This is a genomic window from Novipirellula galeiformis (assembly GCF_007860095.1).
Taxonomy (GTDB): Bacteria; Planctomycetota; Planctomycetia; order Pirellulales; family Pirellulaceae; genus Novipirellula; species Novipirellula galeiformis.
The window spans coordinates 1,000,015-1,018,544 of record NZ_SJPT01000001.1; the positions used below are offsets into that span (position 1 = coordinate 1,000,015).

General features: G+C 56.2%; 12 protein-coding genes. 8 read left to right on the forward strand and 4 right to left on the reverse strand.

The window, feature by feature from the left end:
* Positions 1 to 6: 6 nt before the first annotated feature.
* Positions 7 to 1,491 (reverse strand): HEAT repeat domain-containing protein, encoded by a 1,485-nt coding sequence (locus Pla52o_RS03570; protein ID WP_146593172.1) that lies wholly within the window; start codon positions 1,489 to 1,491, stop codon positions 7 to 9.
* Complete coding sequence (locus Pla52o_RS03575; protein ID WP_146593173.1) at positions 1,439 to 2,866, reverse strand: hypothetical protein; 1,428 nt, start codon at positions 2,864 to 2,866, stop codon at positions 1,439 to 1,441. The genes Pla52o_RS03570 and Pla52o_RS03575 overlap by 53 nt, the downstream gene beginning before the upstream one ends.
* A 706-nt stretch (positions 2,867 to 3,572) precedes the next feature.
* Between Pla52o_RS03575 and Pla52o_RS03580 the strand changes: the two genes are divergently transcribed.
* The 5 genes from Pla52o_RS03580 (at position 3,573) to Pla52o_RS03600 (ending at position 8,155) form a co-directional block, all read left to right on the forward strand.
* Complete coding sequence (locus Pla52o_RS03580; protein WP_146593174.1) at positions 3,573 to 4,019, forward strand: hypothetical protein; 447 nt, start codon at positions 3,573 to 3,575, stop codon at positions 4,017 to 4,019.
* A 152-nt stretch (positions 4,020 to 4,171) separates the two neighbouring features.
* A complete protein-coding gene (locus tag Pla52o_RS03585; protein WP_146593175.1) occupies positions 4,172 to 4,591 on the forward strand; it encodes a hypothetical protein in 420 nt (139 codons plus the stop codon).
* Between the two features lie 204 nt (positions 4,592 to 4,795).
* Entirely contained in the window at positions 4,796 to 6,034 is a 1,239-nt protein-coding gene (locus tag Pla52o_RS03590) for a lactate racemase domain-containing protein (RefSeq protein WP_197168972.1), read from the forward strand.
* Between the two features lie 157 nt (positions 6,035 to 6,191).
* Positions 6,192 to 6,722 carry an NUDIX hydrolase gene (locus Pla52o_RS03595; protein WP_146593177.1) on the forward strand — a complete coding sequence of 177 codons (531 nt, stop codon included), beginning with the start codon at positions 6,192 to 6,194 and terminating at the stop codon, positions 6,720 to 6,722.
* Positions 6,723 to 7,138: 416 nt separating this feature from the next.
* Positions 7,139 to 8,155: a DUF1559 domain-containing protein gene (locus Pla52o_RS03600; RefSeq protein WP_146593178.1), complete on the forward strand. Its 1,017-nt coding sequence runs from the start codon at positions 7,139 to 7,141 to the stop codon at positions 8,153 to 8,155.
* 229 nt (positions 8,156 to 8,384) lie between these two features.
* Here Pla52o_RS03600 and Pla52o_RS03605 read toward each other — a convergent pair whose 3' ends face one another.
* On the reverse strand, positions 8,385 to 9,725 hold the full coding sequence (locus Pla52o_RS03605) for an outer membrane protein assembly factor BamB family protein (RefSeq protein WP_146593179.1): 1,341 nt from the start codon (positions 9,723 to 9,725) through the stop codon (positions 8,385 to 8,387).
* A gap of 487 nt (positions 9,726 to 10,212) precedes the next feature.
* Between Pla52o_RS03605 and Pla52o_RS03610 the strand changes: the two genes are divergently transcribed.
* Genes Pla52o_RS03610 through Pla52o_RS03620 form a run of 3 tightly spaced genes read left to right on the forward strand, consistent with a single transcriptional unit; the run spans position 10,213 to position 15,518 of the window.
* Positions 10,213 to 12,993, forward strand: a complete 2,781-nt coding sequence (locus Pla52o_RS03610; RefSeq protein ID WP_146593180.1) for a hypothetical protein — start codon at positions 10,213 to 10,215, stop codon at positions 12,991 to 12,993.
* Positions 12,994 to 15,054, forward strand: coding sequence for a PAS domain-containing sensor histidine kinase (locus Pla52o_RS03615; RefSeq protein WP_146593181.1), 2,061 nt, complete (start codon positions 12,994 to 12,996; stop codon positions 15,052 to 15,054).
* 26 nt (positions 15,055 to 15,080) lie between these two features.
* Complete coding sequence (locus Pla52o_RS03620; protein WP_231612061.1) at positions 15,081 to 15,518, forward strand: response regulator; 438 nt, start codon at positions 15,081 to 15,083, stop codon at positions 15,516 to 15,518.
* A gap of 168 nt (positions 15,519 to 15,686) precedes the next feature.
* Here the strand turns inward: Pla52o_RS03620 and acnA are convergent, their stop codons facing one another.
* A complete protein-coding gene (acnA, locus tag Pla52o_RS03625) occupies positions 15,687 to 18,392 on the reverse strand; it encodes an aconitate hydratase AcnA (protein ID WP_146593183.1) in 2,706 nt (901 codons plus the stop codon).
* Between the last annotated feature and the right edge of the window lie 138 nt (positions 18,393 to 18,530).

Genomic DNA, 18,530 nt, shown 5'->3' on the forward strand with positions numbered 1-18,530 from the left:
GCGGTTCTACCGTAGCTTCAACACGCCGCGGATTTTGGCATTGACGATCGGGTCTCGCTCGTCGACGAGTCGTTGACGGAGTTTTTGGTTCATTGCGCTGTCGTTCATCGTGGCGATCACGGAAATCGTGCGCAGCCGCACTTCTCGACTTTCATCGTTCAGCAATAGCGTCAACCACGGCCGAGGGTCATCGATGCTCGAGCGAGAAATCGTATCCACCAATTCGATTCGCGACCCCACGTCCGCAGCGGCTATGTGAGTGGCGATTTCCATTTGCGACTTGGAAAATCCGCGGCGTTGTAATTCATTCTTGGCTCGCTCACGCAAATTCGCTTGCTCGCTGCCCAACCAATAGATGACCGATTCGGTCGTGTAGGTTTCTAGCGGCGACTCGGTCAAAAAACTTGTCGGAACGACGGGGCTCCGAGCCGACGCGGTTGAGGGTGCCATCGACGGCGGAGCCGTGGACGCCTGATCCGTGGATGTTGGGGCCATCCCCCGTGGATCATGAACATCGTTCAACACGATCGATTCGTTGGGATTGACGGGCTTTAACGCCGACGCGGACGAGCGATAGACCGACGGCGCGGGCGGGGATTGCTCGGCGGCAGAGGCATTTTGAGAGGATCCGCCCGAGGAGATAATGGCGGGTTCGGCATCCGGCCATCCTGTCCATGCGTTGTCGGTATTGGCTTCGGAAACCGGCAGCGGTTTGGTGCGTACCGCCAATCGAACCGGCTGTTTGGGATCCAGGGGAGCGTCATCGACAACGCTCGCTCGGGCCCCGTCCGAAAGCGACATGCGCGACAAGGTGGTCGTCGCTAAGTTGTAGAGGGATTGAGATTCTTGGTCACTCTTTTGCACGGACTCCATGATCGTTTGTTGCAACAATCCGCAACTCCAACCGGTCCGCGACTCGGCAAGGGAGTCGGAGACCGTATCGAGTGCCATCACCATCGCGTGGTGGTGTTTGCGAGCGGTATTCCAATCGAGCGACGTCCACGTGTTCTGGGACTCCAGCAGCAATTCGTACGCCGTCCGCGCCACTTCGGGCTGATGGTCGGTCATGGCATGGACCAGCGAATCGATCGCTGGCAAACCGAGTTCCGAAATTTGTAGCAGTCGTTGCTGTTTTTCTGCGACTTGAAGACTCTCAAAGTCACGCATCCATTGTTTGACAATCCATTGTTTGCTGTAACTTCCCACTGCCAACGTCACGCCAAACAAGATCGCCACGATCGAAAAAAACTTGAGTGAGGTTTTGAATGCTTGGCGACCCGATCCCGGTTTCCCTGCGTTTCGCTTGACCGACCCATGGAGGTGCAGTGCGAAAGGATTGGGTAAATCGTGGGGGGCGCCGGATTGCATGTCAAAATCACCAGAATCAAGGAAGCTGCGGTCAATGGATTGTCGTGACAGAGGGCTTCCCGAGGCAAGGTCATTTTGACGCCGAACGGACGAGTCCGCGAGCGACGAGATCGGCGTATTCATCACGTAAAACGCGGCGATACGCGGCGAGATCCTGCGTGTGTTGTTCCTTCATCCGCTGTGGAATATCGACCCCACCGATGGCATCGGCGAGGATCGCCCCCAAGGCCGGCAGCGACTCAGGCGATACGAGCGGCTGGATCCAAACCACACGTGCAGAGGAATCGACTAGCAATAGCGTGCCTGGCGCGATTGATAGCTTTCTTGCCAATTCATTTTCCTGGTCCCAGATCAGGGGCAGTGAGATCGATTGACGAAGGATCTGTTTCACTTCGTCTCGTAGCGAAACGGCGTCATCGAGCAGCAGCACCGCACGCGAACGCTCGGCCAATTCCGCAGGCAATTGTTGGCTCCAATCTTGCAGCACGAGCGCCGAGTTCAACGCGTTGGCGTCGTCAGCAAAATAGACGATCGCCGTCACGCTGGATTCGCTTTGGGGACGCCCCGCCGCAAAATCGTAAGGCTTTCGGTCGGAGGTTTTTAAACGGTTACTATCAATCCGAGTGCCGAGGCTGGATGGCGTCGACGCAGGAGGCAGTGGGACGAAATGGCCGACAAACTTGGGGGATTCGGGCAGCGAGTCGGCCGTCGGGGTTGTCTCCGGCGCGTCAAAGCTCGCCTCACGCAATTCAAGCGTCAACCGAATCGTGTGGGGCGAGGGAGTCGCCGGGATTTGCAGCGACGGAAGATCGACCTGGCGTATCAATCCCTGCTGGGGGTCGACCCAAAAAGCGTAGCGCTGATCGCCGCTAAGCACCTTGATCTCTTGGCAAAGCGTTTGTTCGATCGTCTGTTGTTCGCCGTATGCGAATTCGTGCGAATCATGAAACAGTTGCTTCATCGGGGCTTCGGCAAAGAGCCACTCCAATTGGGGAGGCGGCCCGGCTAATCCCGCAGCGACTTGTTCGACCAAAATCGGGTCGGTTAACAGCTGCTTCAACTCGGGGCGGCGGCCAATCGGCGGCGCCCGCAACACTTGTGAATCAAAGTTTTTAGTGGAGGGGTCGACGATCCAGGCTGTCATTCCTTCGGAATCGGACCACAGCCGAGTGTCGTAGGCCTGCACATAGACGGTGTCATGGTTGGTCCAAACGCTTAACGGAGCCACCTTGGTTTCAGGATGGGAGTTGCCCCCTTGTTCCACCGTCATCCGGACTTGCCCCCGATCGCGGTAAGAGCCTGCGGCGTGGTAGCGAGAAAAGATTGCTTGCAAATAATCACGTGGCTTCATTTGCCGGAATGCAACCGTGCGAACCGAGCCGGATGGGAGATTGTCCGCAGGGGGAACCACGGTATCGTCCGCCGAATCACATCCCGCGATCACACCGCAGAGTAGAAATCCGCCGAGAAGCGAGCGGAGAAGTGAAATTCGCTTCATCGGAATGCTTTGCTTTGCAGGTATTGGCAGGTAAGGGTGGCCAAGGGCGCTGGCACGAAACAGGGTGTGCTAGGCGAGATTACGAAAACCAGGCCGTTGGTCACAATCGCATCTGTTCGTTCCGCTCCTGCAGACGGTTTTTGTCAGGACCTTACAGACTCGGGCCGTAGCTGCGTTCGCCAGAACGCGGTCCACCGTCTGGCGACGGTAACTACCGCACAATTAAAAATGCACTTCTCCTTAAACAAGCAAGGAAAAACAAACAAGGCATTTGTCATTGGATCAATCATTACTTAGCAATGAGTCGTCTTTTGCAAATAATCCTAATTCGGTCTGTGCAATCGCGCTCGACCGTAACTAACCCGAGAAGATTGAGATTACGAATCAAGTGGAAAACCAAATCGAATTAGCGAATCAAAGTTCACGAGCCTCGGGCGTGTGAGCTTCACCCCCCATCAAGCACAACGACCCTGTCGTGCATGACGTTGTCCGATCTAGCGATATCGAGACTCGGGGGCACATCGGCTTTCGATTAGCGTAATTTAGTGCGGATAAGTGGTCAGAAAACTTTGCTGCGTTAACCACTCATCTGCGCTACTCATCTGCGCTAATCGAACACGAGTCAATGCATTGCACACGCGTGAACGACTACAGGTTCGGTTGCCTAGCATGATCTTGCCGCACATGCCCTGCGGGTACGGCTACGTTGGTAATTCACGGGCGCTGGCGTATCATTAGCTATTCGTTCTTCAAAATCGCTCGCCCGTGCAAACTCGGCGTCGGCAAACACTTTCGTTGGGCGACCTGGATGTTTCGTATCGCCACCTCCTTGCTGCTGTTGCCGATGCTTTGCGGTTGCAATTCGCAGACGCCGACTACCGCCCCACCTACTTTGACGGCAACGGTCATTTCGTACGAACCCAATGCGGAATGGGATCACTTCGAGGATGGATCGTTCGCCACCTACGACCACCTGAGACTGAAACTTGATTCCGAAGACTCATTTTCGGTTGCTGTGTCACCGGACGATCTTCCCGACGACTCTCCGTTGCGTCGTTCCGGCACACGATTCACGTTTACGCTTACTGAACCGCTCGATACGGATACACACCTTGCATGGGGTGCGTTCCACAATCCAACGATCATCGACTAGCCGGTCGCCTAACATGGTATTTACGCAAGATCGCTTTGCGATCACCTTCGCTGCTTCGCGGGCGTGGACCTTTATTGGTCAACGGTTGGGTAATTCCGAGTCACTCGCTTTGTCGATGGCGGTGACGTGAAATCTTCTGTTAGGCGGACGAAATGGCGATCAATCCTTACGATACGCCCTCGAAGGCATCGCCCACGCAAACGCCTGCCTACCGCCATTCTCGCGGAATGGCACTCATCATTACCGCACTTTCGTTGCTGGGCTTTGGCGTTGTCGGTTTTCAACTTCTGGCATGGTACGCGTTTTCAACCATGGTTGATCCCGCGTTACCAGAATCGGAACGATCGAGAATCATCGCGGATCGATTTCTGTTCAGCGATGGCTCGTACCAGATTGTCCTCGTCTTTGTGTTTGCCGTGATCGCCGCGACTGGCCTAGCGTCAGGGGGCGTCCATCTTGCCGTTGCCATCTTTCACGCACCGACTGCACGTACGGCAATGCTCTTGAGTTGCACCGGCGGATTGCTTGGAGCGATCACGTTGGTTGCTGTGTTCCTGCTGCGATGCGCGTAGCGCCGCGCAACACTGAATGCCGCGAGGGGCCATCGGCCACACCTGCGATTTGGTCTCAAGCTGCGCCCCATCCGTGGGTGCTGGCGATCGACGCCATTTTTAAGAGAATGGAGGTGGATCGAGCGACAAAAATGTCGTGATGGATCCCTTGGGGACGCCGAACCGCTGGCCCCTTCTTATTCCCCGTTGGCAAAGAACGCTGCATTGAATCAATCTACCAATCCCGCCCCAGTCGCTGAGCGAATCGTTTCTAACGAGATTTGGCAATACGAAAGCGGTTTTAATCGCCGCGTTACGGATGTGGCGGGCGCGACGCGCGATGCCCTTCGCGGCCCCATCGATTTTCCGCCGCTGACCGCTGCGATCCTGCCCGGAGAGCGAATCGCTTTGGCGGTGGATCCCAATGTGCCAGAGGTCGGTGAGGTGATTCGCGGCGTGTTGTTAGCAATCGAAGAAGCCGATTGTGAAGCGATCGACATTGTGTTGTGGGACGAAACGAGCGATGAGCTGTTGCAGCAATTGCAAAGCGAGTTCGAAACGATCGCTCATGTCACTCGTCATGATGCTCAAAAACGCGACTCGCTGCGTTATCTAGGCGTGGATGTCGATGACGAGCCGATTTACTTGAGCCGCTTTCTTGTCGATGCCGACCTGGTCTTGCCGGTCTTAGCCGCCCGTGCTTGGGATGCGGCGGGGGCAAATCCACTGAGCGGCGTCTACCCGATGCTGGCCGATTCCAACACCCGTTTACGACATCAAAAAACACTCCATTCCCCTGCGGCGAAACCGCAAACTTCGAACGAGTCCCAGGTCGGATGGATGCTCGGCGTGCAGATCATGTTGGCGGTCGCAGCGAACTCCGATGGAGAGGTGGGGGCCGTCTTTGCAGGTACGCCCGATGGGATTCGCCCCTCGTTTGAACGTCCTCGTCAAGAAGACGATGAATGCCCACCGGCGCCGCTGGTCGTGGCGACGATCGAGGGTTCAAAGCAACAGCAATCGTGGGCGAATTTTTCACGCGCGATCGCGGTCGCGGCCACGCACGCCGCGCCAGGCGGCACGATCGTGATCTGGTCCGACATTGAGCAACCCGCGAGCGACCGATTGGTGATGCGATTGAGCAGCGAACGCGATTTTGGGGATTTGGACTCCCAGAATGAGGAGTCTGAAGACGACGCGATTGCCGCGCTAGGGCAATCCGATGATGGCTTCACGATCTGGGACGACTCGATCGCGATGGCTCGCTCGATCGAGCGCGTGCGTTGTGAGTACCGCGTGCTGTTCCACAGCAAGCTTGGGATGGAGCTGGCCGAATCACTTGGATTAGGAGCGATCGAATCGCTCGATGCCCTTGAGCATCTCAGCGGATCGTTCGAAGGTTGTGGCATTTTGCGAGCGGCTCAATTCGCCGGGGGAACGTTTGATGAGCCTCCAGTGCACTAAAGAATTGGTTCAGAATTCATTGCGTTCGTTCCGAATAAGCTTTAAGTGGCCTCCTGCGTATTGAGCGTGACTCGCGTAGGAGCGGCAAGCCAGAGTCCGGCGCAATCGCCTGCGGTCGATTCACCCACGCTGCCAACTTTCCGAAAAGCGAGATCTCATGGCCGAAGTCGCGATCGAATATGCTCACCATTTTTGCCCCAATTGTGGGACGCCCAATGCATATCTCGGTAGCGTGCCGTTTCGTTGCAAGCAATGTGGCTTCGCAAACTTTTTTGGCCCCTGTGGAGCGGTGGGGGCTCTCGTGACGAACGACCAAGGTCAATTGCTCTTGGTGCGACGAGCACGCAACCCCGAAAAGGGAAAATGGGGTTTGCCAGGCGGGTTTGTCGATCGCTGTGAAACGGTGGAGCAGGCGCTTGCCAGGGAAGTGTTCGAGGAGACCCAGTTAACGGTTTCCCACCACGACTTTTTAATGTCACATCCCAATGATTACCGCTACGGCGGGATTGTCGTTTCGGTGATCGATCTGTTCTTCGTTTGCCAAGTCAGTAACGAAAACGAGATCGCACTTCAGGAAACCGAGTTAACCGAGTACCGCTACGTCGAAAACGATTCGGAGCTTTTCGATCAAATGGCGTTTCCGTCGAACCGGATCGCGATCGATTATTGGCGGAAGTCCACTTCGTAGCATTAAGCTCAAACGCTGCAGAAAAACGTCTTCGTGCACGCTGGCCGGTGACGGGCTGGCTGTTGACGGGGCGCATTGTCTTGGATCTGCGGCTGCCGATGGTGGACGTTAAAGCGGCGTTTGGTTGGCAAAACTCGCTCCCCGCTAAGTGAGGGGGTGGCCGCGTCCTTGGCTTCGGGACGATTGGGGCTTCGCTGCGCCGCTCATCGATTTGCTTCCGCGTGTGTGGGGTGGGGTGGGGGGGCTTCTGGTTCACTCTTTGGGCCGTTTTCGGTCGGCCATTTTGTGAAATCTTTTTCGCTTTGCGTGTTGCGAATAATCAATCCAATGACTAAATTTCTTCTTGTTGCAAGTGATTCTCAATAGCAAGCCTGGGGTTTCCAGCGAGTGAAACCCCTGATTTTGGAGAGATAAGAATGGGCAAGGATTCACGTCATCGTATTGGTTTCACGCTGGTGGAATTACTGGTGGTCATCGCGATCATCGGCGTTCTGGTGGGGTTATTGTTGCCGGCGGTCCAGGCGGCTCGTGAAGCGGCCCGTCGGATGAGCTGTAGCAATAACTTGAAGCAGATCGGATTGGCGGTTCACAACTATGAATCGTCCACCCAATCGCTACCTGCGGCTTGGTCCAAGCCTGGGATGACGGGGGATGGATGGTCTGCACAAGCTCGGATCTTGCCTTATCTCGAGGCGGTTGCGCTCGGCTCGGAGATTGATTACGGAGCCGGTTACGGTGCCGCGACGATCGAAGTTGACGGGGTCGCGATTCCCATCTCCAGCTTTCGCGTGCCAACCTATTTGTGCCCCAGCGAAGTCAAGGACACCCAGCGTCTCGGCAGTGGTGGTCCCGAACACTACCCATTGAGCTACGGCTATAACGGCGGCGTTTGGTTCACCTACGATGCCAATAGCGGTACGGTTGGCGACGGGACCTTTGCTGCAGGCCGGTATTTGAAGTTCCGCGATTGTTTGGATGGACTCAGTAACACGTTGGCGTTTTCAGAGGTCAAAGCGTGGACCCCTTACTATCGTGACGCGGGACAAGCCGGCAATTTGACCCTTCCAAATCTGCCTGCGGAAGTTTGTGCACTGGGCGGATCGTTCAAGGCCGATACCGGACACACCGAATGGGTCGACGGACGCGTTCATCAAAGCGGTTTCACCACGACGTTCACGCCGAACAAGAAAGTGCTTTGCATCGAGAGCGGCGTTGAGTACGACGCTGACTTTACCAATTTCCGCGAAGGGAAAACCGGGGCCGCTCCGCTCCCCAAGACGTACGCCGCGGTGACTTCGCGGAGTTATCATCCTGGCGGCGTGAACACCAGTTTGATGGATGGTTCCATCCGCTTTGTGAGCGATTCGATCGATCTGGAATTATGGCGAGGTTTGTCGACACGCGGCGGTCGCGAAGTGGTTTCGCTTCCTTAGCTCGGTTGGGCTCCGGCGTGGGCTCCGGCGTGGGCTACGACGCTTGTTGAATTCAATAAAAAAACGCCCCGTGGAATTGTTTCCACGGGGCGTTTTTCGTTTGCGAGGTTCGTCGTCGCGTGAGTGAGGCAGCGCCATTGCGATGCCTTCCACGTTGGAGTTCGCGTTACTCGTTACTCGTTACTCGTTACTCGTTACTCGTTACTCGTTACTCGTTACTCGTTACTCGTTACTTGGCTTTCGCAGCGGAGACGCGATACAGGTGTTCGCGAGTGCGGATCAAGAGTGAATCGCCTACGGGAACGGGGCTGGCGACGGTGAAGGGAGTGTTGTCATCGAGTTCGTTGGTGGCGACGAGCGAGGGTTCCTCCGCATCCAAGGGGCCGATCACAAATGTCACTGCGTCCTCTTGAGTAACGTACAAATGGTTACCCGCGACGAGGGGCGAGCTGGTAAAGCCATGACGCGACTTGGGAAGCTGGACTTGCCATTTGGTTTTGCCTGTTTGGATATCGAGGCAACTGATTTGGCCGCGATCGGATTTCCCATCCCCCACGACATAGACGTTGTTGCCGAGGGCGGCCGGCGTGGGGACGTCGCTGCCGATATCGTCGCGGAACCAAACGGTCGCCTCCTTGCCTTCGGCAAGCAATCGCATATTCACACCGGTCAATGTGGCTCCGCGTGCGTAGGGACAAACGATGATTTCGCCAGCAGCCACAGGCGAGGAGATTGAGCGAAAGTATTTTTCGGCGTCAGGATTAAATCCTCCAAGCACGCCGACTTGTTTACCGTTGTCGCGTGTGTGGAGCGTCAAGTGATCGGCGCCCATGACGGCGATCATCGGCTTGCCGTCGACGGTGACATTTAGCGGCGTGGTGTAACTCTGGGCCGATTCTTCGGGGGCATCGAGCGCGCGATCGGATTGCCAAAGCTTGTCACCGGATGTTTTGTCAAAGGCGACCAGGTAGCTTGGCCCGCTTTGCATGACGGCAACAACCACCGCTTGCTCGGTCAGCAGCGGGGATGTTCCCAGGTCCCACCACAATGTGTCTTCGCCAAATTTATCTTGCAGGTTGAGTTGCCACTTTACGTTGCCTTGCAGATCAACACAGGCCAAGTCGCCACTGCGGTAATAGGCGTAGACATGTTTGCCATCGGTGACGGGCGATGGATTGCTGCCGCTACCCTTTCGATGTTTGCCGCCGCGATCGGCTCCCAAAGCGACGCTCCATCGGGTTTCGCCTGTGTTCAGATCGAGGGCGGCAAGATGATTGTGTTCTGCGGATCCGTAAGTCAAAAAGGCGCTGGACCCGACGATGACTGGAGTGCTGCCACCCAAACCAGGCAGTTTGACTTTCCAATCCACGCCGGACGTTTCGCTCCACTGGGTGGGGAAGTGCTCGCCGGCGGCGACGCCATTTTGGGAACCTCCTCGCCATTGTGGCCACAGTTCTTCGGCCATGCAGGTGGTTTCCATGGCAAGGTTCATCAATCCGATGCCGGCGAGCCCCAGTGAAAACAGGGACGCGGCCACCCAATGATGACAGAACAGAGAAAGCTTTCGCATTGTAAGATTCACTTTAAAATGAGGGAGGTGGGCAAGGCGAGAGACGGGAGCGGGATGCGAAGCCATGCGTCACTCGAGAGCTCCGTGGCGTTGCGGTGACATTGCTGTGGTGTTGGCATTGCGTTGGGTGAATTCGCTCCCCACAACAGGATACGAAAACAGCGGCGCGCCAACAGGGTGACGAAAACCTTTGATTCAGGCAAAAACACGTAAAATACAGATCGAGGGCATGTTCGCTCTGTTAAAATTCTAGCGTGAACGGTTCATTCGGTGTCGCGACTTGGACTCCTTCTTTCCTTTGAAATTGATCTCAATCTTCATGGCTGGCAAAAACGGCTGTCAATCGTTGATGTACCGAACTAGGACTTGCTCGCTCCACGATGCGGATGGAGCTGAGCTGAGTCGATTCGAGTGGGAGTTTGGGGACCGGCGTCGACGGTGGTCCGCGGGATGCATTTATCTGCTAAGCCTAGCGCTGGTTGGTTGCTTGTTTCCTAGTGCATTGCAGGCGGGGCCCCGTGATGGTGGCATCTCGACCGCTGCGGAAACCCCTTCTCCAGCCGCGGCGAGTTCTGCGGAGCAATTGTCTGCGGACGATTACTCGCGTCGGCAACAGGCCACGATGCAAATGTGGCGGTTACGCGAAACGTCACGCCAAGCGGTTCAGGATGCCGCGCGTCATCCGGACCCCGAAGTGGCCGAGCGTGCGAGTTGGATTTTGCGTCAATGGCGACGCGGTTCTTTGCCGGAGACGCCTCCTGAATTGGCACGATTGCTACAGCAAAATGACGACCCTTCGGTGCTGGAAGAACTGCTTGAAATGGGCCAGTTTTCAGCGGTGGTTGTCGCGGTCGAGGAATCGGCCGGGACCGCTCAACGGACGTTGTTGCATCAGCGATTGGCGGCGGCATTGACGCGGCGTTTTCCAGTCTACGTGCGGCGTGCGGATCAAGAGGGCGGGTTGATCGATCTGTTGCGTTTGGTCGATTTGGTCGCGGACTCGAAAGAAATGGCAGTTTGTCGGATCCAATTGATGCAAGAGCTGGGGGTCGAGTTTGACGATGATTCGTTGCTGCCTCGAGCGGCGGAAGATTGGACGGAGTTGCTGCGCCAGGAAACGGAGGTCGTCGTGCTTGGGGTGCTGGGCCGATTGCCCGAAGCGAGCGAGCGGGCGCGTGCCTATGGCAATCATGCACTGCTCCGCGTTTGCCAGATGCTTCAGGGCGATTGGCAATCGATCGCCCGCGAAACGTCCGTTGCCGCAGGGCTTGCTGCTCCCGATTCTGCGGAGCGCAGTCGATTGTGGTGCCAAGCTTTGGTGGCGGCCGATCGCGCGGGGGATGATGCCATTGAAAAGATGGCCGTCGATGATTTGGTCTCGATGCCGGTCACGGCCGGTGACGTCTCGGTGGACATGCGTTGGAAGTGCTTGGCCAGTCATGGATTTGTGGACGAAGCGCTCGCGATCTTGAAGCAAATGGAAGATGCCTACGATGACGTAAAACGCTCGCGTTCGGATTCCGCGTCGATCGTCGCGATCGCAGCCTCTCGAACCGACCTTGCGTTTGAGATGTTGGGATACCCTTACGAGGATGTGGATTCCGAACTGATGACCTGGATCGCTGAGGCGATCGAAGAGCAGAAGCAGGATACGTTGGAGGCGAAAACGGTGGGCACGATTCCTCGGGTCGCTCCGAAATTGAATCGTTTATTGTCGCTGATGCGTTGTTTGTTGTCGGTCGGCCGGGAACAGCCCGCATGGACGATCGCCCGCGAGCTTTCCGATTCCGATGTGGTGGTGGGCAGCCAACGGGCGCGCGACAGCGTGCTGATCACATTGTTGACGACGAATCGTCAGGAGTGGCTGGCTCGCTTGGCGGTGCGTCCCGGTGAAAGCTCACTCCCCACCGAGACTGAGAGGCTGCTGATTGTGTCGCTCTCGGAAATGGATGCGAAGACCTGGGAAATGATGCTCGAATCGCTCTCGGAACTGATGCCAACGGTGGCAATGGATCGACGTGTTTCGATTCTGTTTGATTTATGCCGAGGCGAAATTCCTGTGGAATTTGAAGAGGCAAGCCGGTTTCGAACCTTCTATGAATCGCTTGCTTCCCCGCCGCCCTCGGGCCGGCGTGCGTTGGTGCGTCGCACGGTGCCACGACGCTTGAATCTCCAAGTCGCATCGTTCTTTTCGCGGTTGGGGCAAGTGGAGATTGCATCGGAAGTGTTGGCGACGCTGGCCGCCCAGGGGGACATCGGAGCGACATTTTCCATGGCCGAGCGTGAGCTTGATTTTGGCCGCGGCGAGAGTGCCGCCTCAGGATTTGAACGCATTTGGAACATGGTTTCCGCGACTTCGAGTTCGACTCATTCGTCGACCGCCATTCGCTATCTTCGACAAAATCCGGTTCAACTTAACTACGCCGTCAAAGCCACGGTGGGGCAATGGAATTTGGCTCGTCGTCAAGGGGATTCGCAGCTCGCTGAGCAGTTGGAGCGTCAAATACGCTTGCTCTTATGTTCACCGTCCACGGAATTGCGCAGCGTGTTGCTCGAGTATCTGGGCGAACGGGGCGAGAGATCGATTGCGTTGGAGGGTTATCGAACGCTGTTGCCGATGACCGCGTTTGGATCGGCCGGGACAACCGAGTTGTACGATGTCGCGCGTCATTACGCCGCCATCGTTCGTGAATCGGATCCGATCGAGGCGGCCCGTTGGTTTGATTTAGCGGTGGGAGGCACATTGGAAACGACCTATTTTCGTGCGGTGGCCTACATTTCGTTGCCGGTCTATGTGCGTCGTTGGTTGCTCGAAGGGGCGATCGAAAACGGCGATGCCGAACAAGTGCAACGGCATCTCGATCGGATCGAACGTTTGGATCCGTTGGACATTGACGTGGCTGAGCGGTTGATCCCCAAGATGCGAGAAAAGGGAATGGATGCGATCGCCGATGCGGCCTTTAATCGCGTGTGGGCATCCGGTCGTGCCTACGTCGCCGATTATCCCTTTGATGCAACCAAGACCAACAACCTCGCTTGGGTCGCGGCGATGAACAAACGCGAGCTCGAGGGAGCTGCAGCCTTGGCGGAACAAGCGGTCTATTTTGAACCCGACAGTGCCATTTATCGAGATACGTTGGCGGAAATTTTGTTCCTCTCCGACCGGGTGCCCGAAGCGTTACAGATCGAGACCGGGTGTTTGCTGGATGATCCTGGGCAATGGCATCTGCACGAACAGATCGAAAAGTATTCCGAGGCGATGCGTTAAATGAGTGAACTGCTGTCGGAGTCGTTGCTGCGTAAGATCTTGTTTGAACGGTCTTGGGATGCAGTCATCCTGTTTAACTCACAAGGGATCTTGGAGAGCAACGAGGCTGCAGCGGCAATGCTGCGAATGCCCGACACGGAATCGCTGGTCGGTCGCCAACCCGACGAGTTTTTATGCGACTATCAAACCGAAGGATCGTCGTTACGAGAAAAGCGTTTGCGGATCGAAGCGTTGCTTCGACAAAAGGAAAACCATCGCTTTGATTGGCTTTGTCGCCGCGCCGATGGCGACGAATTCGCCTGCGAGATTTCGTTGACCTCGGTTAAGTTGAGTAGCGGCGAAGGGTTCGTGGGCGTGTTCCGTGAACTGACCGAACGAACCATCGAGCGAGCCAAGTTACACCGCGTTCAGTCGCGTTTGAATCACGCCCTCAACGGTGGCAACGTGGGGCTTTGGGATTGGGATCTTGGTACCGACGAAGTCTTTTATTCGGACCAATGGCATCGGCAACTTGGCGAAGTTCCTGGCACGTTGTCGCAATACGTTGATTGGGAATCACGAGTCCATCTCGACGATTTGCCGGGAGCGATCCAGCGGGTCCAAGATCTGTTCGCCAGTCCACGCATTGAATACGAGTCTTCCTTTCGCATGAGGCATGCGTCCGGCGAGTTTCGCTGGATCTTGGCTCGCGGGAAAGTGTACCGCGATACTGCGGGGCAACCGACTCGGTTGCTCGGAGTTCATCTCGATGTAACGGACCAGAAGCAGCACGAGCAACGACTCAGCAAGGAATTGCATCTTAGCGAAGTGATGCTGCAAACGCTCGAGTCCACGCTGAAGATCACATCGTTGGAAGAACTCTGTACGACGGTTTGCAAGCAGGCTCGGCGTTTGTTGGGAGCTGAGATTGCGGGCATCGATTTGTGCCATTCGCTCAACCAAAAACTCGAAGTGCATGGACGCTCGTATTCGTCGAAGTATCAAGACGCCATGCCCTCGGAAGCCGTGCCGTCCACGGCGCCAGAGCAATGGAAACGACCGCAGGCTGCAAGCCCGGTTCCCGACGACATCGCTTCGTGTGAACTTTTTCGCAACCTGGATCACGAGGGGGTGCTGTTGACCCCGCAGCAACTGCAAACGCATCCGCTGGGGGCGGCATTGGTACAGCGGACGCCGCATCGTCCTGGGCTGCGTGGTTTGTTGGCGTGCGCGCTTTATGATGGTGACGAACGGACGCTCGGCGCGATTTGGCTTTCCGACAAAGAGGAGGCAGACTTTGATCCGGGTGATCAAGCGGTGTTTCGTCAATTAGCCTATGTCGTCTCGATTTTGATCGTGCGTTTGCATGCCGAACAGGAATTGCGGGATCAAAAGGAGTTGCTCGATGAGAGTAACGAAGAATTGGAGCAGTTTGCCTATGTGGCCTCCCATGATCTTCAGCAACCGTTGCGTGCGATTTCCAACTATGCCGAGTTCATCGAGGAAGACTTTGGCGAAGTCTTAGGGGACGAAGGCAGACGGTTCCTGCGACTGCAAGTCGCGGCAGCGAAACGGATGAAGAAGTTGATCGATGATTTGCTTCAGTATTCGCGCGTCAGTCGTGATGAGGCGTTTTTCAGCGAGGTTGATTTTCAGGAGGTCGTGGAGGAAGCCATTCGTCGTTTGGAAGTGGCGATTGCTGAAACCGGAGCGGTCATTCGTTGTGAAGCCTTGCCGGTCGTTCGTGGGATCGAATCGCGTTTATGTCAATTGATGCAAAATTTGATCGGGAACGCGATCAAGTACAAAGCGGCCGACCGCAATCCGGTGATTACGATCTCCGCAACGGAGCAATCCGAACATTGGTTGTTTACGGTCGAAGACAATGGCGTCGGGATCGATGCCAAATTTTATACCGAAGTCTTTCAAGTTTTTCGTCGTCTTCACGATGGCGGGAACATCGAAGGCACCGGCATCGGTTTGGCACTTTGCAAACGAATCGTCCAACGGCATGGTGGCGGCATTTGGGTGCAAGCGGCTGCTCAGGAAGGGAGCCAGTTTTGTTTTCAAATTTTAAAGTAACGGCGCGTATTTGAAACGAACCAATGATGGATGAGACGAAGAGTCTACGGATTTTGTTGATTGAAGACGCCGAGTTTGAAGCGGAAGTTTTTCAACGTGCATTGCGTTCGTGTGACTTCGCGCATTCGATGGTGCGCGTCGCCAATGGAGAAGATGCACTGAGTTTGCTGCGCCGCGAACGCGGGTACGAGGATGCGGAGATGCCGCATGTCGTCTTGTTGGATCTGCATTTGCCGAAGATGAGCGGACGCGATGTGTTGCAAGCGATCCGTAGCGATGCTTCGTTGGCCCATTTATTCGTAATCGTGTGCTCTGCTTCGGAGGAGCCCAACGACGTGAAGCAGTGTTATCAAGCGTCGGCAAACGCTTACATCACCAAGCCCTTAGGGATCGTGGCGTTGCGTGAGATGATGAACAAGCTGGGGGATTTTTTATTAACCGTCGCGACCCTTCCCCCACGCTAGGTTCACCGCGTCATCGAGTGGGATAGGATCCAACGTCCTCCGCCGCCAACATGCTGAGCGGGGAATCCCTCGAAGCATCGGCTTCGAAATGAAAACCGCTCGGTGGGAGACCACCGAGCGGTTTGGGCTTAGACGCTTGAAACGGAGGCCGCCGTGACGGCCTTCCCTTTACTTGGAAAGGTTGCGAAGCACGGTCGGCAGGATTCCCGAATTGCGGTAATACTGAAGCTCTACCGGGGTGTCGATTCGCACAACACAAGGGAACGTCTTGGTGTTGTTGTTGACGTCGGTGGCGTGCACGGTGATCGTCGAGCGTGGTTCGACGCTGTCGGATAGATCGGGGATGGCAAAGGTTTCTTCGCCGGTCAACCCCAAGGATTGCCATGTCGCACCGTCGGCGAATTCGAGCGGTAAAACGCCCATTCCGACGAGGTTGCTGCGATGGATCCGCTCGTAGCTGGCCGCGATCACCGCTTTAACGCCAAGCAGCATGGTTCCCTTGGCTGCCCAGTCGCGGCTGCTTCCGGTACCGTACTCGGCACCCGCCAAGACAACCAACGGGACGCCGGCGGCTTGGTACTTCATCGAAGCGTCGTAGATGCTCATCACATCGCCATCGGGCAAGTAGCGAGTGACGCCGCCTTCGGTTCCCGGTGCCATTTGGTTGCGAATGCGAATGTTAGCAAACGTGCCACGAACCATCACGCGATCGTTTCCACGGCGTGAACCGAAGCTGTTGAAGTCGCGGACATCGACGCCCGATTCCTTCAAGTACTTTCCGGCGGGGCCATCCGAGGCGATTGCACCGGCGGGAGAAATGTGGTCGGTCGTGACCGAATCACCCAGCAATGCTAAAACGCGAGCTCCCTTGATCGGAGCGATCTCAGGAACCGCTTCGCCGGTCACCGAATCGAGGAACGGAGGATGATGAATGTAGGTGCTCATTTCGTTCCAGGGGTACAACGCACCTCCGGAGACTTCAATTGCGTTCCATAGATCGTTGCCGCTCACCGACGATTCGTATTGTTCGGTAAACATCGTTGGATCGATCGAGGTGGCGATCGTCTCGCGAATCTCTTCGCTGCTAGGCCAAATGTCTTTCAAGAACACATCGTTACCGTCGTTGTCCTTGCCAATCGGCTCGGTGACGAGATCGATATCGGTCGTTCCGGCGAGGGCGTAGGCAACGACCAACGGAGGGCTGGCCAAGTAGTTGGCCTTGGTCAACGGGTTGACGCGACCTTCGAAGTTGCGGTTGCCGCTCAAGACGGCCGAGGCGATCAGGTCGCCGGATTTGATCGCATTGGCGACTGGTTCTGGGAGCGGACCGCTGTTGCCGATACAGGTCGTGCAGCCGTAGCCCACGGTGTGGAACCCGAGTGTTTTCAGGCTCTCGGTCAGATTCGCTTTGTTCAAGTATTCCGTCACCACGCGTGATCCCGGTGCCAGGCTCGTCTTCACGTGGGCGGGGACTTTCAAACCACGCTCGGCCGCTTTCTTGGCCAACAATCCAGCCCCGATCATCACCGAGGGGTTGCTGGTGTTGGTGCACGAGGTGATCGCTGCGATCACGACCGCACCGTGGCCGATCTCCGTGGAGGCGCCATTGTTTTGCACGGTTCCGGTTCGATCGAGTGCATCCGAGTTCAAGCCAAATCCGGTCTTGCCAACCGGGGCCGTCAACGATTGATTGAAGGCCTTTTTCATGTCCTTCAGCGTGATGCGATCTTGCGGTCGTTTCGGACCTGCCAAACTCGGCTCAACGGTGCCGAGATCAAGCGACAATTTTTTAGTGTAGGTAAGCTCGGGGCCGTCATCGGTACGGAACAAACCCTGTTCTTTGCAGTAGCTTTCGACCAAGTCGATTTGTTGCTCGGTGCGACCGGTTTGACGCATGTAATCGAGCGTCACTTGGTCGACGGGGAAGAAGCCCATCGTCGCGCCATATTCCGGAGCCATGTTCGCGATCGTCGCGCGGTCCGCAACGCTCATCTTGTTCATCCCGGTTCCAAAGAACTCGACGAATTTTCCGACGACCCCTTCTTCTCGCAAAATTTCGACGACGCGCAGAACCATGTCGGTCGCGGTCGCGCCTTGCGGTAGGGCTCCGGTGAGCTCGAATCCGATCACTTCGGGCATCAACATGTAGAGGGGTTGGCCGAGCATGTTGGCTTCCGCTTCGATGCCGCCGACGCCCCAACCCAACACGCCGAGACCATTGATCATCGTGGTGTGGCTATCGGTGCCGACGAGCGTGTCGGGCATCGCGACGGGCCCCGCCTCGGTTTCTTTAATCGCGACCACGCTGGCCAAGTATTCGAGGTTGACTTGGTGGACGATCCCCACGTTGGGAGGGACGACGCGGAAATTATCAAATGCTTTTTGACCCCAACGTAAAAATTCGTAGCGTTCAAGGTTCCGCTCGAACTCACGCTCCACGTTCTGGGCAAGGGCCCCGTCGGTTCCGAAAAAGTCGACTTGCACCGAGTGGTCAATCACGAGATCGACGGGGATCAACGGGTTGATCTTGTTGGGATCCCCCCCGATTCGCTCCATCGCCGAACGCATCGCGGCTAGGTCGACGATCGCGGGAACTCCCGTAAAGTCTTGCAGGACAACGCGATACGGCTTGAAGGGCACTTCTTGTTTGGCTGGCGCCGAAGCCTTCCAAGCGGCCAAGTTCTTGACGTCCTGTTGTGTGACCAAAAAGTCGTCGCAGTTTCGTAAAACGGCCTCGAGCAAGACTCGGATTGAAAAGGGCAAGCGGCTGATTTCGCCTAACCCAGCTTCTTCGAGCTTGCTGAGGCGGTAAATCGTCGCTGTTCCGTGGCCGGTGTCAAATTGATCGCGAGCGCCGAATGGATCGAAATTCACAGCAGGATTCTCTAGCAATGTGGACTTAAAAAGATGCAAAACTAACGGTCCACACAGTTTAGCGATCGAACGCTTGGTTGTCTGCAAGGAGTTGAGAGAGGAGTCTTCCGCTGACAGGGGACGGTAAACTGGGGTGAG

Coding starts and splice junctions, on each gene's coding strand:
- Pla52o_RS03570 (WP_146593172.1), bottom strand. CDS start 1,491: ATGAATACGCCGATCTCGTCGCTCGCGGACTCGTCCGTTCGGCGTCAA.
- Pla52o_RS03575 (WP_146593173.1), bottom strand. CDS start 2,866: ATGAAGCGAATTTCACTTCTCCGCTCGCTTCTCGGCGGATTTCTACTC.
- Pla52o_RS03585 (WP_146593175.1), top strand. CDS start 4,172: ATGGCGATCAATCCTTACGATACGCCCTCGAAGGCATCGCCCACGCAA.
- Pla52o_RS03595 (WP_146593177.1), top strand. CDS start 6,192: ATGGCCGAAGTCGCGATCGAATATGCTCACCATTTTTGCCCCAATTGT.
- Pla52o_RS03600 (WP_146593178.1), top strand. CDS start 7,139: ATGGGCAAGGATTCACGTCATCGTATTGGTTTCACGCTGGTGGAATTA.
- Pla52o_RS03605 (WP_146593179.1), bottom strand. CDS start 9,725: ATGCGAAAGCTTTCTCTGTTCTGTCATCATTGGGTGGCCGCGTCCCTG.
- Pla52o_RS03615 (WP_146593181.1), top strand. CDS start 12,994: ATGAGTGAACTGCTGTCGGAGTCGTTGCTGCGTAAGATCTTGTTTGAA.
- Pla52o_RS03620 (WP_231612061.1), top strand. CDS start 15,081: ATGGATGAGACGAAGAGTCTACGGATTTTGTTGATTGAAGACGCCGAG.